The sequence below is a fragment of the Lelliottia jeotgali genome, from assembly GCF_016771845.1.
Lineage (GTDB): Bacteria > Pseudomonadota > Gammaproteobacteria > Enterobacterales > Enterobacteriaceae > Enterobacter > Enterobacter jeotgali.
Genome location: NZ_JAENMQ010000009.1, coordinates 67870 through 91459, shown reverse-complemented (window position 1 = coordinate 91459; position 23590 = coordinate 67870). Strand labels below are relative to the sequence as shown.

Below are 23590 nucleotides of genomic sequence, written 5' to 3'. Positions count from 1 at the left end.
GAATTACTTCTCCTGAGATGAATTCGTCGTGCCAGGGGTCGGCGCGACGTCAGTTGGGCCTTCAGTCTGTGCAGGGGCATCGTCGGACTTTTTGTCATCGCCTTTACCGCTGTAAAGGAACTGACCAATCATATCTTCCAGCACCATGGCCGATTTCGTATCCTGAATCACGCCGCCATCTTTAAGGATAGACGTTCCCAGCTCCGGATCTTCAAAGCCGACATTCAGCGCCAGGTACTGCTCGCCAAGCAGACCAGAAGTACGAATAGACAGAGAACTGGTATCCGGAATGTGGTTGTAGCGCTCTTCGATGTCCATTTCGACGCGCGGTAGATAGGTTTTGTCATCCAGCGTGATGTCTGAGACGCGGCCAATCACCACACCGCCAATACGCACCGGGGAACGTGCCTTCAGACCCCCGATATTATCGAAAGTCGCATAGAGACGATAAGTGGGTTCAGTCCGAATGGAGGTGATATCCGCCGCTCTGAGACAGATAAACAGCGCAGCCAGCAGTGCCAGCAACAGAAACAGACCTACCCAAATTTCACTTTTTCTTGTTTGCATGAACTCAATTCCCAAACATCAGTGCGGTGAGCACAAAATCCAGGCCAAGTACGGCCAGCGACGAATGAACCACAGTGCGCGTGGTGGCGCGACTGATGCCCTCAGAAGTTGGTATCGCGTCATAACCATTGAACAACGCAATCCAGGTCACAGTCACGGCAAACGCCACGCTCTTAATCAGGCAGTTCACCAGGTCCATACGCAGATCGACAGCGTCCTGCATCGCGGACCAGAAGAAACCAGCATCAATACCTTTCCACTGGACGCCAACCAATGAACCGCCCCAAATGCCGACGGCCACAAACAGGATGGTCAGCAGCGGCAGAGAGATAACCCCGGCCCAGAAGCGCGGAGCAATCACGCGACGCAGCGGGTCGACCGCCATCATCTCCATGCTGGAGAGCTGTTCCGTTGCGCGCATCAGACCGATTTCAGCCGTTAACGCAGAACCCGCTCGACCGGCGAAAAGCAGCGCCGCTACAACCGGGCCAAGTTCGCGCAGCAGCGAAAGCGCCACCAGCATACCGAGACTGGTTTCCGCACTGTAAGTCGTCAGAACCAGATAGCCCTGCAGCCCAAGAACCATGCCGATAAACAGACCCGACACGATGATAATCAGCATCGATAACACGCCGACATTATAGAGTTGACGTATCAGCAGCGGGGAATGCTTACGGAATTCCGGCTTACCCATCAGCGCATTGAATAACATCAACCCGGCACGCCCGAACGTCCTGATGGTTTTTATGCCACGGTGTCCAAGGGCGGCCAACGCATTTAACAGCATCAGCGCTTAACTCCCTATTCCCAGTAAATCATGATGATAGTCGCCCGCCGGATAGCGGAACGGTACGGGACCATCGGCAATCCCATCAAGGAACTGACGAACGCGCGGATCGCTGTTGTTTTGCAACGCCTGAGCGCCACCGTGGGCGACGATTTTTTTATCCGCCACAATGTAAGCGTAATCCGCGATACTCAGCACCTCGGGCACATCGTGCGAAACCACGATGCATGTGACACCCAGCGCGCTGTTCAGTTCTGAAATCAGCTTCACCAGCACGCCCATAGTAATAGGGTCCTGACCAACGAAGGGCTCGTCGAACATGATTAAGTCCGGTTCCAGAGCAATTGCGCGCGCCAGCGCAGCGCGACGCGCCATCCCGCCTGAAAGCTCCGAAGGCATGAGTTTTGCTGCCCCACGCAGGCCCACCGCCTCAAGCTTCATCATCACCGTCGTTTTCAGCAGTTCAGGAGGCAAACGGGTATGTTCACGCAGCGGGTAAGCGACATTATCAAAGACATTCATGTCGGTGAATAACGCGCCCGACTGAAACAGCATGCTCATTCGCTTACGGACGGTATACAGGCGTGAGCGAGACATCGCCGGGACATTTTCACCGTCGAAGAGAATCTCGCCATGATCCGGTGGGATCTGTCCACCGATCAAACGCAGCAGCGTGGTTTTACCGATACCAGAGGGGCCCATGATCGCCGTGATCTTGCCCCGTGGCACCGTCAGCGTGATGTCTTCAAATATCAATCGATTGCCGCGCGAGAAGCTAACGTCACGGACATCGACTAAATTCGCCATCGTTTGGCTCATTTAAAGTTCCTTTCTTTCCCGTTAAGGTTAAGCATGGCGCTTAATTCAGCCTTAAACCCGACATTTTTACAGAATATTATCCGCGCAGGTTAGCGAAAGCTGGCATTTGTTTTACTTTTCCGGCGCATAAAGTCAAAATTAGGAATTCGTTACGTCTACAGACTGCATGCGGCGCCAGAGATTCATTCTCAGTGGACCGGCGAGTATACCTGAATAAAGGATTTTTGATGCTTTTAGCAACGGCACTGTTAATAATTGGTTTACTGTTGGTGGTCTACAGTGCTGACCGTTTGGTTTTTGCCGCATCCATCCTTTGCCGACTCTTTGGTATACCGCCTTTGATTATCGGGATGACGGTGGTGAGCGTGGGAACATCGCTCCCGGAAATTATCGTCTCCGCTTCCGCCTCGCTTCACGGTCAGATCGATCTCGCCATCGGAACGGCAATCGGCTCTAATATCGTTAACATTTTATTGATTCTTGGCCTCGCTGCGTTGCTGCATCCATTTCGCGTGGATTCTGATGTTCTGCGCCGCGAATTGCCGCTAATGTTAATTGTCAGCCTGCTGGCAGGGTATGTGCTTTATGATGGGCAACTCACCTTTGACGACGGCATTTTACTGCTGGCGCTGGCGATCATCTGGCTGCTGTATATCGTTAAAATCGCCCGACTGGCGGAAAAACAAGGTGATGACAGCCTGACACGTGAACAAGTCGCTGAACTTCCGCGTGAAGGCACTTTGCCCGTTGCCCTGCTGTGGCTGGGTGTTGCACTTATTATTATGCCGATGTCCACCCGCATGGTCGTCGATAACGCCACGGTGCTGGCCAACTATTTCGCAATCAGCGAACTGACCATTGGCCTGACCGTGATTGCGATCGGCACCAGCTTGCCAGAACTGGCCACAGCGATAGCGGGCGCACGCAAAGGCGAAGGTGATATTGCGATTGGCAATATCATTGGCTCGAATATCTTCAACATCGCGATCGTAATGGGTTTACCCGCGCTGATTGCGCCAGGGGCCTTTAATCCGCTGGCTTTCTCCCGCGATTACGGAGTGATGCTGTTAGTCAGCGTGATTTTCGCCCTGCTCTGCTGGCGGCGGAAACAACAGATAGGCAAAGGGGCTGGCGTCTTGTTGACGGGTGGTTTTATCGTATGGATGGCGATGCTGTACTGGCTGTCGCCTCTTCTCTCTGGGTAAACGGAAACGCATTATGTCGCAAATAGAATTGCAGCCGGGTTTTGACTTTCAGAAAGCAGGCAAAGAAGTTCTGGAGATTGAACGTGAAGGTCTGGCGCAGTTAGATCAATATATTAATCAGGACTTTACTCATGCATGCGAGAAAATATTCTCCTGTTCGGGCAAAGTCGTGGTGATGGGGATGGGCAAATCGGGTCACATTGGCCGCAAAATGGCCGCGACCTTTGCCAGTACCGGAACATCCTCTTTCTTCGTGCATCCAGGTGAAGCGGCGCACGGCGATCTCGGAATGGTTACGCCGCAGGATGTGGTTATTGCGCTGTCCAACTCCGGCGAATCCAACGAAATACTGGCGCTGATCCCCGTGCTGAAACGTCTGCACGTTCCGCTCATTTGCATGACCAGCCGCCCAGAAAGCAGCATGGCGCGCGCGGCGGATGTTCACCTGTGCGTAAAAGTGCCGAAAGAAGCCTGCCCGCTTGGCCTGGCACCGACCTCCAGTACCACCGCGGCGCTGGTGATGGGTGATGCGCTCGCCGTAGCCCTGCTCGAAGCGCGTGGATTCACCCCAGAAGATTTCGCCCTTTCCCACCCAGGCGGCGCGCTAGGACGTAAACTTCTGTTGCGGGTGAACGATATTATGCACACTGGCGCAGAGATCCCTCACGTCAGCAAAGACGCCTCGCTGCGTGATGCCTTACTGGAGATCACGCGTAAAAACCTCGGTATGACGGTCATCTGTGACGACCTGATGAAGATCGAAGGGATCTTCACCGACGGTGATTTACGTCGTGTGTTTGATATGGGCGTTGACGTGCGCACTTTAGGCATCGCCGACGTCATGACACCCGGCGGGATCCGGGTGCGTCCCGGAACGCTGGCGGTTGAAGTTCTAAACCTGATGCAGTCTCGTCATATTACCTCAACCATGGTTGCCGATGGCGACCAACTGCTGGGTGTGGTACATATGCATGATCTTCTGCGCGCAGGCGTAGTGTAATGAAGGATAAGACAATGAGTAATGCGGGTGCATCCCTTGCAACCTGTTATGGCCCAGTCAGTACGCAAATGATGGCGCAGGCAGAAAAAATCCGCCTGCTGATTCTGGATGTTGATGGCGTACTGTCCGATGGCTTAATTTTTATGGGCAATAATGGCGAAGAGCTGAAAGCCTTTAATGTACGCGACGGCTACGGAATTCGCTGTGCGATCACATCCGGTATCGAAGTTGCTATCATCACCGGGCGTAAGGCTAAACTGGTAGAAGATCGCTGCGAAACATTGGGCATCACCCATTTGTATCAAGGCCAATCCGACAAAATGGTAGCGTTCAGGGATTTACTGGCGAAGCTTGCCATCGCACCTGAGAACGTAGCCTATGTTGGGGACGATCTGATCGACTGGCCAGTCATGGCCGAAGTCGGTTTGAGTATCGCCGTTGCCGACGCCCATCCTCTTTTGATCCCGCGCGCTGACTATGTCACCCGGATCAATGGCGGTCGCGGCGCCGTTCGTGAAGTATGCGATTTATTGTTGCTGGCGCAGGGTAAGCTTGATGAGGCCAAAGGGCAATCGATATGAGTAAAACCAGACGTTGGGTTATCATTCTGCTTTCACTGGCCGTGCTGGTCCTGATTGGCGTGAATATCGCTGACCGCGACGATACGCCCGATGAAGTCGTTAATACCAACGACCCAACCTACAAAAGCGATCACAGCGATACGGTAGTTTATAGCCCGGAAGGTGCCCTGAACTACCGTCTGATTGCGCAGCATGTAGAATATTTTTCCGATGACGGTATCTCGTGGTTCACCCAACCGGTGATGACCACATTTGATACCAACAAAATTCCGACGTGGTCGATTAAATCTGACCGGGCAAAATTGACGAATGACCGTATGCTTTATCTGTATGGTCATGTTGAAGTCAATGCTCTGACGCCAGACTCTCAACTGCGCAAAATTACTACGGATAACGCCCAGATAAACCTGGTCACCCAGGATGTCACGTCGCAGGATCTGGTGACGTTATACGGCACAACATTTAATTCCAGCGGTTTAAGAATGCGCGGGAACTTACGCAGCAAAAACGCCGAGCTGATTGAAAAGGTTAGAACCTCCTATGAAATTCAAAACAAACAAACTCAGCCTTAAATTTATCATTGCCAGCGCGCTGCTGGCCGCCAGTCTCCCCGCGCTTGCTGTGACGGGCGACACTGAGCAGCCGATTCATATCGAATCTGACACGCAGTCGCTTGATATGCAGGGTAACGTCGTCACCTTCACTGGCAACGTCGTCATGACCCAAGGCACGATCAAAATCAATGCCGATAAAGTGGTTGTCACCCGTCCGGGCGGCGAGCAGGGCAAAGAGATTATTGATGGCTACGGCAATCCGGCAACGTTCTATCAAATGCAGGATAACGGCAAGCCAGTGAAAGGCCATGCATCTCATATGCACTATGAGCTGGCGAAAGATCTCGTCATCCTGACCGGAAATGCCTATCTGGAACAGCTGGATAGCAACATCACCGGCGATAAGATCACGTATCTGGTGAAAGAGCAGAAAATGCAGGCATTCAGCGACAAAGGTAAGCGCGTCACCACCGTTCTGGTTCCGTCTCAGCTGCAAGACAAGAACAAAGACCAGGCCCCGGCACAGAAAAAGAGTAACTAATTCGTTATGGCAACTTTAACTGCAAAGAACCTCGCCAAAGCCTATAAAGGCCGCCGCGTCGTGGAAGATGTCAGTCTGACCGTGAACTCCGGCGAAATCGTTGGCCTGTTGGGTCCAAACGGCGCGGGTAAAACCACCACCTTTTATATGGTGGTCGGGATTGTCCCGCGCGATGCTGGCAACATTATCATTGATGATGAAGACATCAGTCTTCTGCCACTGCATGCGCGTGCCCGTCGCGGTATTGGCTATTTGCCGCAGGAAGCGTCGATTTTCCGCCGCCTGAGCGTGTTCGACAACCTGATGGCGGTTCTGCAAATCCGTGACGATTTGACCTCTGAGCAGCGTCAGGATCGTGCAAATGAGCTGATGGAAGAGTTCCACATCGAACATTTACGCGACAGCCTGGGCCAGGCCCTTTCCGGTGGTGAACGCCGCCGCGTCGAAATAGCCCGTGCCCTGGCAGCAAATCCGAAATTTATCCTGCTGGATGAACCTTTTGCGGGCGTCGATCCAATCTCCGTTATCGACATCAAGCGTATTATCGAGCATTTGCGCGACAGCGGCCTCGGAGTGCTCATCACTGACCACAACGTACGTGAAACGTTGGCGGTTTGTGAACGTGCTTATATCGTCAGCCAGGGCCATTTAATCGCCCACGGCACTCCGTTAGAAATTCTCGAAGACGAGCATGTGAAGCGTGTGTACCTTGGGGAAGACTTCAGACTCTGATAGGGTAGAGGTTAAGTCACGCCAAAGCGGGGAAAAACGCTCTGAACATGAAGCAAGGTTTGCAATTAAGGCTCAGCCAGCAACTGGCGATGACGCCACAGCTACAACAGGCGATCCGTCTGTTGCAGTTGTCCACGTTAGAACTTCAGCAGGAACTCCAGCAAGCGCTGGACAGCAATCCTCTGCTGGAGCAAACCGATCTTCATGACGAGGTAGATACCCAGGAAAAGCAGGACACCGAATCCCTTGATACGGCAGATGCTCTCGAACAAAAAGAGATGCCGGACGAGTTACCGTTAGACGCCAGCTGGGATGAAATCTACACCGCCGGAACCCCTTCCGGCACACGTGCTGATTACCAGGATGACGAACTTCCGGTTTATCAGGGCGAAACCACCCAGTCGTTACAGGATTACCTGATGTGGCAGGTGGAGCTCACGCCTTTCACCGAAACCGATCGCGCGATTGCCACCTCCATTGTGGATGCCGTGGATGATACGGGCTATTTGACCGTCTCTCTGGAAGACATTCTTGAGAGCGTCGGCAACGGCGATATCGATCTTGATGAGATCGAAGCGGTTCTGAAACGCATCCAACGTTTTGACCCGGTCGGCGTGGCGGCAAAAGATCTGCGTGATTGCCTGTTGATCCAACTTTCACAATTTGCAAAAGAAACACCGTGGATTGATGAAGCCCGACTGATCATCAGCGAACATTTAGATCTGCTGGCGAATCATGATTTCCGATCCCTGATGCGTGTCACGCGCCTCAAAGAGGACGTGTTGAAAGAGGCGGTCAATCTGATTCAGTCGCTTGACCCACGCCCCGGACAATCTATCCAGACCAGCGAACCTGAATACGTGATTCCTGACGTTCTGGTCAGAAAGCACAACGAACGCTGGACGGTAGAACTGAACTCCGACAGCATTCCTCGCCTGCAAATTAATCAGCAGTACGCCTCCATGTGCACCAGCGTGCGCAACGACTCCGACAATCAATATATTCGTAGCAATCTTCAGGAAGCGCGATGGCTGATCAAAAGCCTTGAGAGCCGAAATGATACGTTGCTACGTGTCAGTCGCTGTATTGTGGAACAGCAGCAGGCGTTTTTTGAAAAGGGCGAAGAGTTTATGAAACCGATGGTGCTGGCGGATATCGCCCAGGCCGTTGAGATGCACGAATCGACCATTTCGCGCGTGACCACGCAGAAGTATCTGCACAGCCCGCGCGGCATTTTTGAGCTTAAGTATTTCTTCTCCAGCCATGTGAATACCGAAGGCGGCGGCGAAGCCTCGTCAACGGCTATTCGAGCACTGGTGAAGAAGTTGATCGCAGCGGAAAACCCCGCGAAGCCACTGAGTGACAGTAAGTTAACCACCATGCTGTCCGACCAGGGTATTATGGTGGCACGTCGAACTGTTGCGAAGTATCGAGAGTCTTTATCCATTCCGCCGTCTAACCAGCGTAAACAACTGGTTTGACCCAACTGATAAGGAAGACACTATGCAGCTCAACATCACAGGACACAACGTCGAGATCACTGAAGCCTTACGCGATTTTGTGAATACGAAATTCGCCAAGCTTGAACAGTATTTCGAGAGGATCAATCAGGTCTACATTGTGTTGAAAGTGGAGAAAGTGACTCATATCTCGGATGCAACCCTGCATATAAACGGGGGTGAAATCCATGCCAGTGCGGAAGGGCAAGACATGTATGCGGCTATCGACGGCTTGATTGACAAGTTGGCACGACAGCTTAATAAACATAAAGATAAACTGAAACAACACTAATTGTCCGGGCAGTTAACGGGTGCAGGGCGGCCTGTTGTGAAACACAACAGGCCATTTGTACAGTTAGCGCTTAGGTGAAATTATGATGAACAACGATTCCTCGCTTCAATTGAGTAGTGTCCTTAACCAGGAATGTACCCGCAGTGGCGTTCACTGTCAGAGCAAAAAACGGGCTCTGGAAATTATCAGTGAACTGGCTGCAAAACAGTTAAGCCTGCCGCCTCAGGTGGTGTTCGAAGCTATTCTGACCCGTGAAAAAATGGGCAGTACCGGCATCGGCAATGGCATTGCCATTCCGCATGGCAAACTGGAAGAAGACACATTGCGCGCCGTGGGCGTCTTTGTGCAGCTCGAAACGCCAATCGCCTTTGATGCGATTGATAACCAGCCGGTTGATTTGCTGTTCGCGTTACTGGTGCCCGCTGACCAGACCAAAACCCATCTGCATACGCTTTCGCTGGTGGCTAAACGTCTGGCAGATAAAACCATTTGCCGCCGTCTGCGCGCAGCCCAAAGTGATGAAGAGTTGTACCAAATTATCACCGAAGCGGAAGGCAATCAGGATGATGCGTAACCAGGCGATGGCCTTCACATCTGCAGTCGTGAGGAGAAACGGAACATGGTGCTGATGATCGTCAGCGGTCGTTCTGGCTCGGGTAAATCCGTGGCCCTGCGAGCGCTCGAAGATATGGGATTTTACTGCGTCGATAACCTCCCGGTGGTTCTGCTGCCCGACCTGGCGCGAACGCTCGCGGACCGGCAGATTTCTGCCGCCGTCAGTATCGACGTGCGCAATATGCCGGAATCCCCGGAAATTTTCGAGCAGGCGATGAACAGCCTGCCGGAGAACTTCACGCCTCAGCTGCTGTTCCTGGACGCTGACCGTAACACGCTGATTCGTCGCTACAGCGACACCCGTCGTTTGCACCCGCTGTCTAGCAAGAATCTGTCGCTTGAAAGCGCCATCGACGAAGAGAGCGACCTGCTGGAACCGCTGCGTTCCCGCGCGGATCTGATTGTCGATACCTCCGAGATGTCGGTGCATGAGCTGGCGGAAATGCTGCGTACCCGCCTGTTGGGCAAACGCGAGCGTGAGCTGACGATGGTGTTCGAATCCTTCGGCTTCAAACACGGTATTCCGATCGATGCAGATTATGTGTTCGACGTACGCTTCCTGCCGAACCCGCACTGGGACCCAAAACTGCGTCCGATGACCGGTCTGGACAAGCCAGTGGCCGCGTTCCTCGACCGACACACAGAAGTTCACAATTTTATTTACCAGACGCGAAGCTACCTTGAGCTATGGTTACCTATGCTGGAAACCAACAACCGCAGCTACCTGACCGTGGCGATTGGTTGTACCGGCGGTAAACATCGTTCGGTGTATATTGCCGAGCAGCTGGCTGATTATTTCCGCTCACGCGGTAAAAACGTTCAGTCTCGCCATCGCACGCTGGAAAAACGTAAAACATGACCGTAAAACATACTGTTGAAATCACCAATAAGCTGGGCATGCACGCCCGCCCGGCGATGAAGTTGTTTGAACTGATGCAGGGATTTGACGCTGAAGTGCTGCTGCGTAACGATGAAGGCACCGAGGCTGAAGCCAATAGCGTGATTGCGCTGCTGATGCTGGATTCGGCAAAAGGACGTCAGATTGAAGTAGAAGCGACCGGCCCGCAGGAAGTGGAAGCGCTGGCAGCGGTGGTCGCGCTGTTCAACGCCGGATTTGATGAGGACTGAGTCCTCATCTAATACAATTTATTCCCCGTCATAAACGCTTCCCCGCCTAGCTGGCGCATCTGGCGCATAATCCACGCCTGGCGGCTGTGGACATACCCTGACGGGGCATTCGCTTTAAAGCGAATTGGGTTGGGTAGAACGGCCGCCAGAAGTGCAGCCTCGGAGATCGTCAGGCGACTGGCGGGTTTGTGGAAATAGCGCTGTGCTGCCGCCTCGACGCCAAACACGCCATCACCAAACTCGGCGATATTCAGGTACACCGTCAGGATGCGTTTTTTACTCCACACCGTCTCCATGCCCAACGTCAGGCCAGCTTCCAGCCCTTTTCGCACCCAGCTTCGTCCATCCCACAAAAACAGGTTTTTCGCCGTTTGCTGAGAGAGCGTCGACGCGCCGCGCACGCGGTTTTCGTTGCGCTCATTATGCGCCAGCGCTTTTTCAATCGAAGAGATATCAAAACCCCAGTGGTCCGGGAATTTCTGATCTTCTGCCGCAATCACCGCCAACCCCATCCACGGGGAAATCTCGTCCATACTCACCCAGTCAGAGTGCGCCACATAGCTGAAATCGCCCGTCAGCCACGCGCCGAGCTGCCGCTCTACCATTACCGCAGAAAACGGCACCGGCAGAATACTGAATAGTGCGATACCACCGCCCCAAAAGACGGCCAGAACCAGCACTGCTCGCAGCAAAATGCGTTTCACCCAGCCGACTGGCGACCTTTTTTTACTCACCGGGAAAGCACCAGTACACGTTCAACCAGCTTCTCAATACCGATTGCCGCTTCCGCGATGTTTTGCGCCAGCATATACGCTGGAGTGGTGACGATTTTATTGTCCTCGTCGACAACGATGTCTTCCACCGGGCAAGGCACGTGCTCACCGCCCATCTCTTCGATCAACTCAGCCGTATCGATATCGGTGCCGATAGTGAGGCGCAGCGGGAAATCAAAAATTTTAGGCAACATCGCGGGGGCGATGCACATGAAACCCAGCGGTTTCCCTGCAGCGTGCATCAGCTGGGCTAAATTTTTAAGCCCGTCATCGACCCGACATTCGCTGCCCTGGCTCGCAAAATTGCTCAAATTTTTTGCCGCGCCAAAACCACCAGGCACGATCAGAGCATCCAGTTCATCGGCGCTGGCCTGTGCCAGAGGCTGGATATTGCCGCGAGCGATACGCGCCGCTTCAATCAGAACATTACGCGTTTCGGACATCGGCTCACCGGTAAGATGATTGATGACATCCAGCTGATTTTTATCCGGCGCAAAACACACTGCTTCTGCGCCCTGCTTCGCCAGCGCGAGCAGCGTCAGAACTGATTCGTGAATTTCTGCGCCGTCATAAACGCCGCATCCGCTCAGTACTACACCCACCTTTTTCATTTTGCCGCCCTTCTCTTCAACTGTTTGAAGCATATTAATAATTCTGATTAAAACGCTATGCTTCACACATTTCACTGATTCCCGTAACAAATCATTTAAGATTTGCTATCTTATCTGCGTGCGGCCTAAATTTTCAGGCAGCGTCCATGCGAAAAAAACACAAAAAATCCGGCGCGGCCACGATTTCCCTGGTGTTGGCGCAGTATTTCGCGCACCCCGGTCTAACCGGGGTCATTTTTTTGTACTTTCCACCCACGCTTTCAGCACATTCACGTCGTTTTGCCACTCTTGTTTCATCTCCTCAACCCACTCACCCACGTTATCCCACCATGCGGGTAAATCCGGAGACTGGATCTGCTGGCCCAACTGCTGCAAATGGCGCAATCCGATCGATCCAGCAGCACCTTTGATTTTATGACCTTCTTCGACAATGCCTTTCTGGTCGCGAGCCGTCAGATTGGATTCCAGCACGCTTAAATAACCCGGCATCATTTTCTCAAACACCGCCAGGCCATCGGTAATCAGCTTTGGACCCACCAGTTCGATGTACTGCTCAAGCATGGCGATATCCAGAAGCGATTGTGCTTTTTCACTCTCTACAGGCGTCATCATGTTTTCCTCTTCATCACAGGTGTCCCAGAATTTCTTGATCATGGCGGTCAGGGCGGGCACTGCCAGCGGCTTGCTGAGCACATCGTCCATGCCGGCATCGAGGTACTCTTTTTTGTCCTTCAGCACGTTGGCAGTCAGTGCCACCAGAGGCGGCAGCTCATCGCGAGCGTAACGACGCGTCAGTTCGCGCGAAATATCCAGCCCGGTCATATCTGGTAGCTGAATATCCAGCAGCACGAGGTCATATTCGCCAGGCGTGAACATCTCCAGCGCGGCGGTACCGGTCATCGCCACATCCACGCTGTTGCCCAGTTTTTCCAGCACGGAACGCGCGACAATCACGTTCAGCTCAATATCTTCGACCAGCAGGACGTGCAATGCAGGTAACGGCAAATCGTCATTTTCGAAGGTGTCTTCAACTTCTTCAGCAACCGCCGGAGCGTGGACCGTCAGCGTAAAGAGAGAGCCTTTGCCCTGTTGACTGGATACGGTGATATCCCCGCCCATACTTTTCGCCAGACGGCGCGATACTGCCAGGCCGATCCCGGTTCCCGTCGCCGGTTTACCGCCATTGCTGTCTTTCACCTGGTAATACATGGCGAAGATTTTGTCCTGCTCTTCCTGCGGAATACCGATGCCGGAATCTTCGACTTCAAAGTGCAGCATATCCCCTTCGTCAAAGCGAATACGCACCACCACTTCCCCTTTCTGGGTGAACTTGACGGCGTTGCTGATGAGATTCCACAGGATCTGACGCAGACGCGTCCCGTCCGTCACCACCTTATGCGGCAACGGCAGCGAAGGCTCCAGTACAAACCTCAGCCCTTTTTGCTGCGCCTGGAGCCCGGAAAGGTTCTCCAGATCGGCGAGGAACCCGGTAAAGTCTACAGGCTGGTTATCCAGCTGAACTTTACGGCGTTCCATCTTATCCATATCGATAATATCGTTGAAAATATTCCCCAGCGTCACCGCAGAAACATGGATGGTCTTGAGATACTTTTCCTGCTCGCTGGTCAGCTCAGTATCGAGAAGAATACGGCTCAGGCCAACGATGCCGTTCAGCGGTGTACGCAGCTCATGGCTGATCGTGGAGATAAAGGTGGTCTTGTCGCGGCTGGCGCGCTCAAGTGCATCCTGATAGCGCTTACGCTCGGTAATATCGCGGCCAAAGCCCATCAGCCCGTGGCGCTTGCCCACGCGATCGTAATACGGCACTTTGCGGATTTCGAAGCAGGCTTTACGCCCGTCGGGATAATCCAGCCACTGTTCGTAAGTCAGCGAGACGTTGTGACGGAACACCTTTTCGTCGGTTTCGATAACTTTGGCCGCCGCTTCCTCAGAATAGACATCCTGCGGTTTGAGGTGAACCAGCTGTTTTTCACTTTTCCCTGTTAGCAGCTCCATCGCCCGATTGCAGCCGGAAAACTCTTTATCTTCATTGCGATAGAAAACCAGATCCGGTGAAGCGTCGAGGAAAGAACGCAGGAAAGAGGATTGTTGTTCAAGCTGGATTTGCGTGACTTCACGCTCTTTCATCTCCACCTTCAGCTGTTCAAGCGTTGCCTGACGTTCAGCCTCTGCTTTTTCACGATCCGAGATTTCCTGATTCAGCTGCGCAATATTGTCTTTGAGCTGGACGTTAAGCTTCAGGTCACGCTCGCGCATCTCTTCCAGTTTTTGCACCAGCCGTGATAGACGCTGGCGCGACTCTTCCAGCTGTTCCACCACCACCGACAGGAAGTAGACCGCCCACGGGGTGATCAGCAGACCAAAGAAGATCGAGCGGATAACGTCGATACTTTCGACCTGGCCGTGCAGCACCATAGTGACAGCCATCTGCACGACAATCGCCAGTACCACCAGCGCCAGAGCTAACAGCAGTGAGAAACGTACCAGGCCGAGCTTCATCATCAGATCGACGTAGTACTGCGCAAGCATACGAATTTGCTTCATAGGGGATCCCTTCACGACTTCATCGCTCAATAATACTCAAATTCGGGGCAAGGCGTTGAAGGTTGTGTGAAAAAGTGCGGAGTGAATCAGGAGAGAGCCTCACTCCCGGCGATGCGGGAGTGAGGAAACTGTACGATCAGGAGCGTCTGAGAAGCAGCCAGAGGCTTATCAGGAAGAACGAGGCACTCGGTAACAGCGCGCCAATCAACGGAGGAATACCGTATACCAGGGTCAGTGGACCGAAGATCTGGTCCAGCACGTAGAAGACAAAACCAAAGCTGATACCAGTGACCACGCGCACACCCATCGGCACGCTACGCAATGGCCCAAAGATAAACGACAGCGCCATCAGCATCATTACTGCAACTGACATCGGCTGGAAGATTTTGCTCCACATGTTGAGCTGATAACGCCCGGCATCCTGGCCGCTCGACTTCAGATACTTCACGTATTGATGCAAACCGCTGATCGACAGCGCATCCGGGTCCAGCGCCACCACACCTAACTTATCTGGCGTCAGATTGGTCTTCCAGGTGCCTGAAACGGTTTGTGAACCGGTGATTTGCTTAGGGTCCTGCAGATTGGATTCATCCACCTGCGACAGACGCCACAGCTTCTTCGCCGGATCGAATTTCGCCGTCGTGGCATAACGCACGGACTGCAAACGACGCTGTTCGTTAAAGGCGTAAATGCTCACGCCGCCCAGTTCGTCATCGCCCTTCACCCGTTCGATATAAACGAAGTTGTTACCGTCTTTCGCCCACAGCCCTTGCTGCGTAGAGAGTAAAGAGCCGCCGTACATGGCTTGCGCACGATAATTACGCGCCATCTGCTCGCCCTGCGGTGCCACCCACTCGCCAATGGCCATAGTCAACAAGACCAATGGGATTGCGGTTTTCATCACCGACATCGCAACCTGCATACGGGTGAAACCAGAAGCCTGCATCACCACCAGCTCGCTGCGCTGGGCCAGCATGCCCAGCCCCAGCAATGCACCTAACAGCGCAGCCATCGGGAAGAAAATCTGCACATCTTTCGGTACGCTCAGAATGGTGTACATCCCGGCGCCCAGTGCGTCATAACTCCCCTGCCCGGCCTTTTTCAGCTGGTCGACAAACTTGATAATGCCGGAGAGCGACACCAGCATGAACAGCGTCATCATGATGGTGGTAAAAATGGTTTTACCGATATAGCGGTCTAGAACGCGAAACGCCTGCATTACACCGCTCCTTTACGCGTGAAGCTGGCACGCACGCGACGCATCGCCACGCTGTCCCACATGTTTAATGCCACTGCCAGCAACAGGTACAGGCCGTTGACCACCCACGTCCAAATCATCGGATCGAGTTTACCTTTGCCGCCGTTAGACTTAATTGACGTTTGCAGCAGGAAGAACACCAGATACAGCAACATAGCCGGGAGCATAGACAGTACACGGCCCTGTCGCGGGTTGACCACGCTCAGCGGCACGACCATCAGTGCCATCATAAACACCGTGAATACTAGCGTCAGGCGCCAGTGCAGCTCTGCTCGAGCGCGGTTGGTATCGGTATTCATCAGGGTCCGCATGTCCATCTGCTCGGTATCCGTCGGATCGAGCGCCACGTTCTGATGGCCAATAATCGCCTGATAGTTCTGGAAATCGGTAATACGGAAGTCACGAAGCAGCGCAGTGCCTTCAAAGCGGGTGCCTTTGTTCAGCGTCACCACCTGAGAACCGTCTTTACGCTGCGAGAGCTGACCGGAATCCGCCACTACAACGGATGGGCGAGCATTGCCTTTGGTGCGGATTTGCGCCAGGAAAACATCGTTGAAGGTGCTACCGTTAACGCTTTCAATAAAGAGTACCGAACTGCCATCAGTGGCTTGCTGGAACTGGCCTTGCGCTAACGCCGCCATGCCAGGGTTCGCTTTGGCTTCTGCCAGCACTTCATCCTGATGCCGGGATGACCACGGCCCGGCCCACATCACGTTCACCGCCGCAACGATACCCGTGAATAACGCCAACACCATCGCGGCCTTCACCAGCACGGCTTTACTCAAGCCGCAAGCGTGCATGACCGTGATTTCACTTTCAGTATAGAGTCTCCCCAGCGTCATGAGCAGGCCGAGGAAAAGGCTAAGCGGCAGAATAAGCTGCGCCATTTCAGGCACGCCTAATCCGAGCAGAGAAAGCACCAGATTTGTTGGGATTTCGCCGTCTACCGCCGCGCCAAGGATCCTGACTAACTTCTGACAGAAAAAGATCAGAAGTAAGATGAAAAGGATCGCCAGCTGGCTTTTGAGCGTCTCCCGCACCAGATATCTTATGATTATCACTTTAAATACGCCCGTAAAAACCCGTCTCTTTGCTGGAAAATTGCTTGTTTCATGGCTTAAACGTCATTTATTCTCTTGAGTCGTCGAAAACATCGCTAAGATTAAAAAACCCGGCGGTGTCGCGCTTCAGGATAATTTTTGACGTGTCGAAACCGTAGTAACGTAAGATTAACACGAAGTCACCACAACAGCGGACATGAGTTACGAAAGGTTTCAATTCTATCCGTAGCAGCCGTCGTTGTCTTTAAGATTCAGGAGCGTAGTGCATGGAGTTCAGTGTAAAAAGCGGTAGCCCGGAGAAACAGCGGAGTGCCTGTATCGTTGTGGGCGTCTTTGAACCACGCCGACTCTCCCCGATCGCCGAACAACTCGATAAAATCAGTGACGGCTATATCAGCGCCCTGCTGCGCCGTGGCGAACTGGAAGGCAAACCTGGGCAGACGCTGTTGCTGCACCATGTTCCCAACGTGCTGTCCGAGCGCATTCTGCTGATTGGTTGCGGCAAAGAGCGCGAGCTTGATGAGCGCCAGTACAAGCAGGTCATTCAGAAAACCATCAATACCCTGAATGATACAGGTTCAATGGAAGCCGTCTGCTTCCTGACCGAACTGCACGTCAAAGGTCGCAACACTTACTGGAAAGTACGTCAGGCCGTTGAGACCGCGAAAGAGAGCCTCTACAGTTTTGATCAGTTGAAGACCAACAAAAGCGAACCGCGTCGTCCGCTGCGTAAGATGGTCTTTAACGTCCCGACTCGTCGCGAGCTAACCAGCGGTGAACGCGCCATTCAGCACGGTCTGGCGATTGCCGCCGGTATCAAGGCCGCGAAAGACCTCGGCAACATGCCGCCAAACATCTGCAACGCCGGTTATCTGGCTTCGCAGGCGCGTCAGCTGGCAGATACCTATAGTAAAAACGTCGTCACCCGCGTCATCGGCGAACAGCAGATGAAAGAGTTGGGGATGCACTCATATCTCGCCGTCGGTAATGGTTCGCAAAATGAATCGCTGATGTCGGTCATTGAGTACAAAGGCAATCCGTCCGAAGACGCGCGCCCTATCGTGCTGGTCGGCAAAGGGCTGACCTTTGACTCCGGTGGTATCTCCATCAAGCCTGCCGAAGGCATGGATGAGATGAAGTACGACATGTGCGGCGCGGCAGCGGTTTACGGCGTAATGCGGATGGTCGCAGAACTTCAGCTGCCAATTAACGTTATTGGCGTTCTGGCGGGCTGCGAAAACATGCCAGGCGGTCGCGCATATCGCCCCGGTGATGTGTTGACCACGATGTCCGGCCAGACTGTTGAAGTGCTGAACACTGACGCCGAAGGCCGTCTGGTGCTGTGCGACGTACTGACTTACGTTGAGCGCTTTGACCCTGAAGCGGTGATCGACGTGGCAACGCTGACCGGTGCCTGTGTGATCGCCCTCGGCCATCACATCACCGGCCTGCTGTCGAACCACAATCCGCTGGCTCATGAGCTTATCGGCGCGTCCGAGCAAGCGGGTGACCGTGCGTGGCGTCTGCCGCTGGGCGATGAGTATCAGGAACAGCTGGAGTCTAACTTCGCGGACATGGCCAACATTGGCGGCCGTCCTGGCGGAGCGATTACCGCAGGCTGCTTCCTGGCGCGCTTTACTCGCAAGTACAACTGGGCGCACCTGGATATCGCGGGCACCGCATGGCGCTCCGGCAAAGCCAAAGGCGCAACCGGTCGTCCGGTCGCTCTGCTGTCACAGTTCCTGCTCAACCGCGCCGGTTTTAACGGCGAAGAGTGATGTTAAATGCCGGGTGGCGGCTTCGCTACCCGGCATACAATATGGCTCGTAACCGTAGGCCCGGTAAGCGCAGCGCCACCGGGCAACCCGTTTAAAGTCACCCAAAGAAGCCCCATATATGAAGAATGCAACGTTCTACCTTCTGGACAACGACAACACCATCGATGGCTTAAGCGCCGTCGAGCAGCTGGTGTGTGAAATTGCCGCAGAACGTTGGCGCAGCGGTAAACGCGTTCTGATCGCCTGCGAAGATGAAGCGCAGGCGATTCGACTCGATGAAGCCCTGTGGGCAAGGCCGCCCGAAAGTTTTGTTCCGCATAATTTGTCGGGAGAAGGTCCGCGCGGCGGCGCACCGGTGGAAATCGCCTGGCCGCAAAAGCGTAACAGCAGCGCGCGCGATATTCTGATCAGCCTGCGTATCGGCTTTGCAGATTTTGCCACCGCTTTCACAGAAGTGGTAGACTTTGTCCCTCACGAAGATTCTCTGAAACAACTGGCGCGCGAACGCTACAAAGCGTACCGCCTGGCTGGTTTTAACCTGAATACGGCAACCTGGAAATAATGGAAAAGACATACAACCCACGAGATATCGAACAGCCGCTTTACGAGCACTGGGAAGAGCAGGGCTATTTCAAGCCTAATGGCGATGAAAGCAAAGAGTCCTTCTGCATCATGATCCCGCCGCCGAACGTCACCGGCAGTTTGCATATGGGTCATGCTTTCCAGCAAACCATCATGGATACCATGATCCGTTACCAGCGCATGCAGGGCAAAAATACCCTGTGGCAGGCTGGTACTGACCACGCGGGTATTGCTACCCAGATGGTGGTGGAACGTAAGATTGCCGCTGAAGAAGGTAAAACCCGCCACGACTACGGTCGCGAGGCGTTCATCGACAAAATCTGGCAGTGGAAAGCGGAATCTGGCGGCACCATTACCCGTCAGATGCGCCGTCTCGGCAACTCCGTGGACTGGGAGCGTGAGCGCTTCACCATGGATGAAGGCCTGTCCAACGCCGTGAAAGAAGTCTTCGTCCGTCTGTACAAAGAGGACCTGATTTACCGTGGCAAACGCCTGGTGAACTGGGACCCGAAACTGCGCACCGCGATCTCTGACCTGGAAGTTGAAAACCGCGAGTCTAAAGGCTCCATGTGGCACATCCGCTATCCACTGGCCGATGGCGCAAAAACCGCAGACGGTAAAGATTACCTGGTGGTTGCAACCACCCGTCCGGAAACCCTGCTGGGCGATACCGGCGTGGCCGTAAACCCGGAAGATCCACGCTATAAAGATTTGATCGGCAAGTTCGTGGTTCTGCCACTGGTGAATCGCCGCATTCCAATTCTGGGCGACGAACACGCTGACATGGAAAAAGGCACCGGCTGCGTGAAAATCACCCCGGCGCACGATTTCAACGACTACGAAGTGGGCCGTCGTCACGCCCTGCCAATGATCAACATTCTGACCTTTGACGGTGATATCCGTGAAAGCGCGGAAGTGTACGATACCAAAGGCGAAGAGTCTGACGTTTACTCGTCTGACATCCCGGCTGAATTCCAGAAACTGGAACGTTTTGCTGCGCGTAAGGCCGTTGTGGCGGCTATTGACGCGCTCGGCCTGCTGGAAGAGATCAAACCTCACGATCTGACCGTGCCTTACGGCGACCGTGGCGGCGTGGTAATCGAACCAATGCTGACCGATCAGTGGTACGTCCGCGCTGACGTGCTGGCGAAACCGGCGGTTGAAGCGGTTGAAAACGGTGATATCCAGTTCGTACCGAAGCAATACGAAAACATGTACTTCTCCTGGATGCGTGATATTCAGGACTGGTGTATCTCTCGTCAGCTGTGGTGGGGTCACCGTATCCCGGCGTGGTATGACAACGACGGCAACGTATTCGTTGGCCGCACCGAAGAAGAAGTCCGTCTGGAAAACAACCTGGGTGCCGACGTGGCCCTGCGCCAGGACGACGACGTTCTGGACACCTGGTTCTCCTCCGCCCTGTGGACCTTCTCCACCCTCGGCTGGCCGGAAAACACCGACGCGCTGCGCCAGTTCCACCCGACCAGCGTGATGGTCTCTGGCTTTGACATCATCTTCTTCTGGATTGCACGCATGATCATGATGACCATGCACTTCATCAAAGATGAAGACGGCAAGCCGCAGATTCCGTTCAAGACCATCTACATGACCGGTCTGATTCGTGATGATGAAGGTCAGAAGATGTCCAAATCCAAGGGTAACGTTATCGATCCGCTGGATATGGTTGACGGGATTTCACTGGCAGACCTGCTGGAGAAACGTACCGGTAACATGATGCAGCCGCAGCTGGCAGAGAAAATCGCCAAGCGCACCGAGAAGCAATTCCCGGACGGTATCGAGCCACACGGCACCGACGCCCTGCGTTTCACCCTGGCGGCGCTGGCCTCTACCGGTCGCGACATCAACTGGGATATGAAACGTCTGGAAGGTTATCGCAACTTCTGTAACAAGCTGTGGAACGCCAGCCGCTTCGTGCTGATGAACACTGAAGATCAGGATTGCGGCTTCAACGGCGGCGAAATGACCCTGTCTCTGGCGGATCGCTGGATCCTGGCGGAATTCAACCAGACTATCAAAGCGTACCGTGAAGCGCTGGATACTTATCGCTTTGATATCGCGGCAGGTATTCTGTACGAATTCACCTGGAACCAGTTCTGCGACTGGTATCTGGAGCTGACCAAGCCGGTCATGAACGGCGGTAACGAAGCGGAACTGCGCGGCACGCGTAACACGCTGATTACCGTTCTGGAAGGTTTGCTGCGCCTCGCGCACCCAATCATCCCGTTCATCACCGAAACCATCTGGCAGCGTGTGAAGGTTATCAAAGGCATTACTGCCGATACCATCATGCTGCAGCCATTCCCGGAATTCGATGCAGCGCAGGTTGATGAAGCAGCAGCATCCGATACCGAATGGCTGAAACAGGCGATTGTGGCAATCCGTAACATTCGTGCCGAGATGAACCTCTCTCCAGGCAAACCGCTGGAACTGCTGCTGCGCGGTTGCAGCGAAGCCGCGGTGCGTCGCGTGACCGAGAACAGCAGCTTCCTGCAGAACATGGCACGTCTGGAAAGCATCACCGTGCTGCCAGCCGATGACAAAGGTCCGGTCTCCGTGACCAAAATCATCGAAGGCGCCGAGCTGCTGATCCCAATGGCAGGGCTTATCGACAAAGAAACCGAACTGGCTCGTCTGGCAAAAGAAGTCGCCAAAGTCGAACTGGAAATCGGGAAAATCGAGAGCAAACTGTCTAACGAAGGTTTCGTTGCCCGTGCTCCTGAAGCGGTTATCGCCAAAGAGCGTGAACGTCTGGTGGCCTTCGCCGATGCGAAAGCGAAGCTGATTGAGCAGCAGGCGGTTATCGCTGCGCTGTAATGTCTCTGCCCCTTACCTGTTCGCAGGTAAGGGGCATCCTTCCTGAAATATCCTCGCTTGCACTCCCCTTTCTGCGGTGCTATTAACTGCAGTTGTGTGTCAATTTTTGTCATGAGTAATGCTATGAGCGTGATTCCCCCCGTCGCTGCGGCTATGCGCCGGATTACAGTGCAAGACAACGCCGATATCGCTGCGGTTATCCGTGAAGTGTCTGCTGAGTACGGTCTTACGGCCGATAAGGGCTATACCGTTGCCGATCCCAACCTCGATGAGTTGTTTAAACTCTACAGCCAGCCGGGCCATGCCTACTGGGTGATTGAACAAAACGGCCAGGTCGTCGGCGGAGGCGGCATTGCCCCGCTGAGCTGTAGTGAGCCGGATATCTGCGAGCTGCAAAAAATGTACTTCCTGCCGACCGTTCGCGGACAAGGCCTGGCGAAAAAGCTGGCACTTCTGGCGCTCGATCATGCCCGCTCACAGGGCTTCAAACGCTGCTACCTCGAAACCACTGCCTTCCTCAAAGAAGCTATCGGCTTGTATGAACATTTGGGCTTTGAACATATCGATGCACCACTGGGCTGCACCGGACACGTCGATTGCGAAGTCAGGATGCTGAAAACTCTGTAAATCCCTTTCCTGCCCTCTTCTGTTAAGCGGCTGTAAACTGAATGCTCTACACTCTCAGTTCACACCAAAACAGGGGAAAGACGATGTCGAAGATAAAAAGCTATGCCGCGCCGCAGGCAGGTGCAGAACTTGAACTGTACGAATACGATGCGGGCGAGCTGAAGGCAGAAGACGTCGAAGTGCAGGTCGATTATTGCGGGATTTGCCACTCGGATCTGTCGATGATCGACAACGAATGGGGCTTCTCCAGCTATCCACTGGTTGCCGGACACGAAGTGATCGGCCGCGTGGTCGCACTCGGTACCGCTGCTCAGGATAAAGGGCTTAAAATTGGCCAGCGCGTCGGCATTGGCTGGACCGCCCGTAGCTGCGGCCATTGCGATGCCTGTATCAGCGGCAACCAGATCAACTGTCTGGAAGGCGCAGTTCCCACCATCCTTAATAAAGGCGGTTTCTCCGACAAGCTGCGCGCCGATTGGCAGTGGGTCATTCCGCTCCCGGACAGCATTGATATTGAATCCGCAGGTCCGCTGTTGTGCGGCGGTATCACCGTCTTCAAACCACTCCTGATGCATCATGTCACCGCCACCAGCCGCGTCGGCGTGATTGGTATTGGCGGTTTAGGTCACATCGCCATTAAGCTGCTGCATGCAATGGGTTGCGAAGTCACCGCATTCAGCTCCAATCCGGCGAAAGAGAAAGAAGTGCTGGCGATGGGGGCTGATAAGGTGGTCAATAGCCGCGACCCTGAACTGCTGAAAGCCCTGGCAGGTCAATTCGATTTGATCATCAACACCGTGAACGTCGATCTCGACTGGCAACCGTATTTTGAAGCGCTGGCCTATGGCGGGAATTTCCATACCGTCGGTGCGGTGCTGAAGCCGCTTCCGGTTCCGGCATTCACCCTGATCGGCGGCGATCGCAGCGTGTCCGGCTCAGCCACAGGTACACCATATGAATTGCGCAAACTGATGAAGTTCGCGGGCCGCACCAAAGTGGCACCCACCACCGAACTGTATCCGATGTCGAAAATCAACGAAGCCATCCAGCACGTACGTGACGGTAAAGCCCGTTACCGCGTGGTGTTGAAAGCGGACTTCTAAGACTAAATTGCCGTGTGGCGGCTGCGCCTTACCCGGCCTACGGTTAGGTTTTGTAGGCCCGGTAAGCGTAGCGCCAC

At 53.9% G+C, this 23590-nt stretch carries 24 protein-coding genes; 16 read left to right on the top strand and 8 right to left on the bottom strand.

Annotated elements, in window-relative coordinates:
- Window positions 1-3: 3 nt before the first annotated feature.
- From mlaD to mlaF, 3 genes are read right to left on the bottom strand one after another with little or no spacing between them, the layout of a single operon-like run.
- Complete coding sequence (mlaD, locus tag JBO43_RS16290) at window positions 4-567, bottom strand: outer membrane lipid asymmetry maintenance protein MlaD (RefSeq protein WP_202674714.1); 564 nt, start codon at window positions 565-567, stop codon at window positions 4-6.
- Window positions 568-571: 4 nt separating this feature from the next.
- Complete coding sequence (mlaE, locus tag JBO43_RS16285; RefSeq protein ID WP_095283576.1) at window positions 572-1354, bottom strand: lipid asymmetry maintenance ABC transporter permease subunit MlaE; 783 nt, start codon at window positions 1352-1354, stop codon at window positions 572-574.
- A 6-nt stretch (window positions 1355-1360) separates the two neighbouring features.
- Window positions 1361-2173: a phospholipid ABC transporter ATP-binding protein MlaF gene (gene mlaF, locus JBO43_RS16280; protein ID WP_095283577.1), complete on the bottom strand. Its 813-nt coding sequence runs from the start codon at window positions 2171-2173 to the stop codon at window positions 1361-1363.
- A gap of 227 nt (window positions 2174-2400) precedes the next feature.
- On the opposite strand from mlaF, the gene JBO43_RS16275 reads away from it, so the two are divergent.
- From JBO43_RS16275 to npr, 11 genes are all read left to right on the top strand, one after another.
- On the top strand, window positions 2401-3378 hold the full coding sequence (locus JBO43_RS16275; RefSeq protein WP_202674713.1) for a calcium/sodium antiporter: 978 nt from the start codon (window positions 2401-2403) through the stop codon (window positions 3376-3378).
- 13 nt (window positions 3379-3391) lie between these two features.
- Window positions 3392-4378, top strand: a complete 987-nt coding sequence (gene kdsD / locus JBO43_RS16270) for an arabinose-5-phosphate isomerase KdsD (RefSeq protein WP_095283579.1) — start codon at window positions 3392-3394, stop codon at window positions 4376-4378.
- A gap of 14 nt (window positions 4379-4392) precedes the next feature.
- On the top strand, window positions 4393-4959 hold the full coding sequence (kdsC, locus tag JBO43_RS16265) for a 3-deoxy-manno-octulosonate-8-phosphatase KdsC (protein WP_095283580.1): 567 nt from the start codon (window positions 4393-4395) through the stop codon (window positions 4957-4959).
- Window positions 4956-5531, top strand: coding sequence for an LPS export ABC transporter periplasmic protein LptC (gene lptC, locus JBO43_RS16260; protein WP_095283581.1), 576 nt, complete (start codon window positions 4956-4958; stop codon window positions 5529-5531). Before kdsC ends, lptC begins: the two co-directional genes overlap by 4 nt.
- Window positions 5500-6054: a lipopolysaccharide ABC transporter substrate-binding protein LptA gene (gene lptA, locus JBO43_RS16255; RefSeq protein ID WP_095283582.1), complete on the top strand. Its 555-nt coding sequence runs from the start codon at window positions 5500-5502 to the stop codon at window positions 6052-6054. Before lptC ends, lptA begins: the two co-directional genes overlap by 32 nt.
- 6 nt (window positions 6055-6060) lie before the next feature.
- Window positions 6061-6786, top strand: a complete 726-nt coding sequence (gene lptB, locus JBO43_RS16250; RefSeq protein ID WP_059177326.1) for an LPS export ABC transporter ATP-binding protein — start codon at window positions 6061-6063, stop codon at window positions 6784-6786.
- A 47-nt stretch (window positions 6787-6833) separates the two neighbouring features.
- Window positions 6834-8267 carry an RNA polymerase factor sigma-54 gene (rpoN, locus tag JBO43_RS16245; RefSeq protein WP_095283583.1) on the top strand — a complete coding sequence of 478 codons (1434 nt, stop codon included), beginning with the start codon at window positions 6834-6836 and terminating at the stop codon, window positions 8265-8267.
- A gap of 22 nt (window positions 8268-8289) precedes the next feature.
- Window positions 8290-8577 (top strand): ribosome hibernation promoting factor, encoded by a 288-nt coding sequence (gene hpf / locus JBO43_RS16240; protein WP_095283584.1) that lies wholly within the window; start codon window positions 8290-8292, stop codon window positions 8575-8577.
- Window positions 8578-8659: 82 nt separating this feature from the next.
- A complete protein-coding gene (ptsN, locus tag JBO43_RS16235; protein WP_095283585.1) occupies window positions 8660-9151 on the top strand; it encodes a PTS IIA-like nitrogen regulatory protein PtsN in 492 nt (163 codons plus the stop codon).
- Window positions 9152-9196: 45 nt separating this feature from the next.
- On the top strand, window positions 9197-10051 hold the full coding sequence (gene rapZ, locus JBO43_RS16230) for an RNase adapter RapZ (protein WP_095283586.1): 855 nt from the start codon (window positions 9197-9199) through the stop codon (window positions 10049-10051).
- Window positions 10048-10320 (top strand): PTS phosphocarrier protein NPr, encoded by a 273-nt coding sequence (gene npr, locus JBO43_RS16225; RefSeq protein ID WP_095283587.1) that lies wholly within the window; start codon window positions 10048-10050, stop codon window positions 10318-10320. Before rapZ ends, npr begins: the two co-directional genes overlap by 4 nt.
- 8 nt (window positions 10321-10328) lie before the next feature.
- Here npr and mtgA read toward each other — a convergent pair whose 3' ends face one another.
- The 5 genes from mtgA to lptF all read right to left on the bottom strand — a co-directional run bounded on the left by mtgA (window position 10329) and on the right by lptF (window position 16588).
- Window positions 10329-11054: a monofunctional biosynthetic peptidoglycan transglycosylase gene (gene mtgA / locus JBO43_RS16220; RefSeq protein ID WP_095283588.1), complete on the bottom strand. Its 726-nt coding sequence runs from the start codon at window positions 11052-11054 to the stop codon at window positions 10329-10331.
- Window positions 11051-11704, bottom strand: a complete 654-nt coding sequence (elbB, locus tag JBO43_RS16215) for an isoprenoid biosynthesis glyoxalase ElbB (RefSeq protein WP_202674735.1) — start codon at window positions 11702-11704, stop codon at window positions 11051-11053. The genes mtgA and elbB overlap by 4 nt, the downstream gene beginning before the upstream one ends.
- A 231-nt stretch (window positions 11705-11935) precedes the next feature.
- Window positions 11936-14269 carry an aerobic respiration two-component sensor histidine kinase ArcB gene (arcB, locus tag JBO43_RS16210; RefSeq protein WP_103948839.1) on the bottom strand — a complete coding sequence of 778 codons (2334 nt, stop codon included), beginning with the start codon at window positions 14267-14269 and terminating at the stop codon, window positions 11936-11938.
- 136 nt (window positions 14270-14405) lie between these two features.
- Window positions 14406-15488, bottom strand: a complete 1083-nt coding sequence (lptG, locus tag JBO43_RS16205) for an LPS export ABC transporter permease LptG (protein ID WP_095283590.1) — start codon at window positions 15486-15488, stop codon at window positions 14406-14408.
- Window positions 15488-16588: an LPS export ABC transporter permease LptF gene (gene lptF, locus JBO43_RS16200; RefSeq protein WP_095283591.1), complete on the bottom strand. Its 1101-nt coding sequence runs from the start codon at window positions 16586-16588 to the stop codon at window positions 15488-15490. The genes lptG and lptF overlap by 1 nt, the downstream gene beginning before the upstream one ends.
- A gap of 266 nt (window positions 16589-16854) precedes the next feature.
- On the opposite strand from lptF, the gene pepA reads away from it, so the two are divergent.
- The 5 genes from pepA (at window position 16855) to ahr (ending at window position 23513) form a co-directional block, all read left to right on the top strand.
- Window positions 16855-18366, top strand: a complete 1512-nt coding sequence (pepA, locus tag JBO43_RS16195) for a leucyl aminopeptidase (protein WP_095283593.1) — start codon at window positions 16855-16857, stop codon at window positions 18364-18366.
- 118 nt (window positions 18367-18484) lie between these two features.
- Window positions 18485-18928 carry a DNA polymerase III subunit chi gene (gene holC / locus JBO43_RS16190; RefSeq protein ID WP_095283594.1) on the top strand — a complete coding sequence of 148 codons (444 nt, stop codon included), beginning with the start codon at window positions 18485-18487 and terminating at the stop codon, window positions 18926-18928.
- On the top strand, window positions 18928-21783 hold the full coding sequence (locus JBO43_RS16185) for a valine--tRNA ligase (protein WP_103948838.1): 2856 nt from the start codon (window positions 18928-18930) through the stop codon (window positions 21781-21783). Before holC ends, JBO43_RS16185 begins: the two co-directional genes overlap by 1 nt.
- 123 nt (window positions 21784-21906) lie before the next feature.
- Entirely contained in the window at window positions 21907-22410 is a 504-nt protein-coding gene (locus JBO43_RS16180; RefSeq protein WP_202674712.1) for a GNAT family N-acetyltransferase, read from the top strand.
- Window positions 22411-22493: 83 nt separating this feature from the next.
- Complete coding sequence (ahr, locus tag JBO43_RS16175) at window positions 22494-23513, top strand: NADPH-dependent aldehyde reductase Ahr (protein WP_202674711.1); 1020 nt, start codon at window positions 22494-22496, stop codon at window positions 23511-23513.
- Window positions 23514-23590 lie beyond the last annotated feature (77 nt).

Bases quoted from the DNA above. Each gene is read 5' to 3' on its own strand.
- mlaD (WP_202674714.1), bottom strand. From the start codon at position 567: ATGCAAACAAGAAAAAGTGAAATTTGGGTAGGTCTGTTTCTGTTGCTG.
- mlaE (WP_095283576.1), bottom strand. From the start codon at position 1,354: ATGCTGTTAAATGCGTTGGCCGCCCTTGGACACCGTGGCATAAAAACC.
- mlaF (WP_095283577.1), bottom strand. From the start codon at position 2,173: ATGAGCCAAACGATGGCGAATTTAGTCGATGTCCGTGACGTTAGCTTC.
- JBO43_RS16275 (WP_202674713.1), top strand. From the start codon at position 2,401: ATGCTTTTAGCAACGGCACTGTTAATAATTGGTTTACTGTTGGTGGTC.
- kdsD (WP_095283579.1), top strand. From the start codon at position 3,392: ATGTCGCAAATAGAATTGCAGCCGGGTTTTGACTTTCAGAAAGCAGGC.
- kdsC (WP_095283580.1), top strand. From the start codon at position 4,393: ATGAGTAATGCGGGTGCATCCCTTGCAACCTGTTATGGCCCAGTCAGT.
- lptC (WP_095283581.1), top strand. From the start codon at position 4,956: ATGAGTAAAACCAGACGTTGGGTTATCATTCTGCTTTCACTGGCCGTG.
- lptA (WP_095283582.1), top strand. From the start codon at position 5,500: ATGAAATTCAAAACAAACAAACTCAGCCTTAAATTTATCATTGCCAGC.
- lptB (WP_059177326.1), top strand. From the start codon at position 6,061: ATGGCAACTTTAACTGCAAAGAACCTCGCCAAAGCCTATAAAGGCCGC.
- rpoN (WP_095283583.1), top strand. From the start codon at position 6,834: ATGAAGCAAGGTTTGCAATTAAGGCTCAGCCAGCAACTGGCGATGACG.
- hpf (WP_095283584.1), top strand. From the start codon at position 8,290: ATGCAGCTCAACATCACAGGACACAACGTCGAGATCACTGAAGCCTTA.
- ptsN (WP_095283585.1), top strand. From the start codon at position 8,660: ATGATGAACAACGATTCCTCGCTTCAATTGAGTAGTGTCCTTAACCAG.
- rapZ (WP_095283586.1), top strand. From the start codon at position 9,197: ATGGTGCTGATGATCGTCAGCGGTCGTTCTGGCTCGGGTAAATCCGTG.
- npr (WP_095283587.1), top strand. From the start codon at position 10,048: ATGACCGTAAAACATACTGTTGAAATCACCAATAAGCTGGGCATGCAC.
- elbB (WP_202674735.1), bottom strand. From the start codon at position 11,704: ATGAAAAAGGTGGGTGTAGTACTGAGCGGATGCGGCGTTTATGACGGC.
- arcB (WP_103948839.1), bottom strand. From the start codon at position 14,269: ATGAAGCAAATTCGTATGCTTGCGCAGTACTACGTCGATCTGATGATG.
- lptG (WP_095283590.1), bottom strand. From the start codon at position 15,488: ATGCAGGCGTTTCGCGTTCTAGACCGCTATATCGGTAAAACCATTTTT.
- pepA (WP_095283593.1), top strand. From the start codon at position 16,855: ATGGAGTTCAGTGTAAAAAGCGGTAGCCCGGAGAAACAGCGGAGTGCC.
- holC (WP_095283594.1), top strand. From the start codon at position 18,485: ATGAAGAATGCAACGTTCTACCTTCTGGACAACGACAACACCATCGAT.
- JBO43_RS16185 (WP_103948838.1), top strand. From the start codon at position 18,928: ATGGAAAAGACATACAACCCACGAGATATCGAACAGCCGCTTTACGAG.
- JBO43_RS16180 (WP_202674712.1), top strand. From the start codon at position 21,907: ATGAGCGTGATTCCCCCCGTCGCTGCGGCTATGCGCCGGATTACAGTG.
- ahr (WP_202674711.1), top strand. From the start codon at position 22,494: ATGTCGAAGATAAAAAGCTATGCCGCGCCGCAGGCAGGTGCAGAACTT.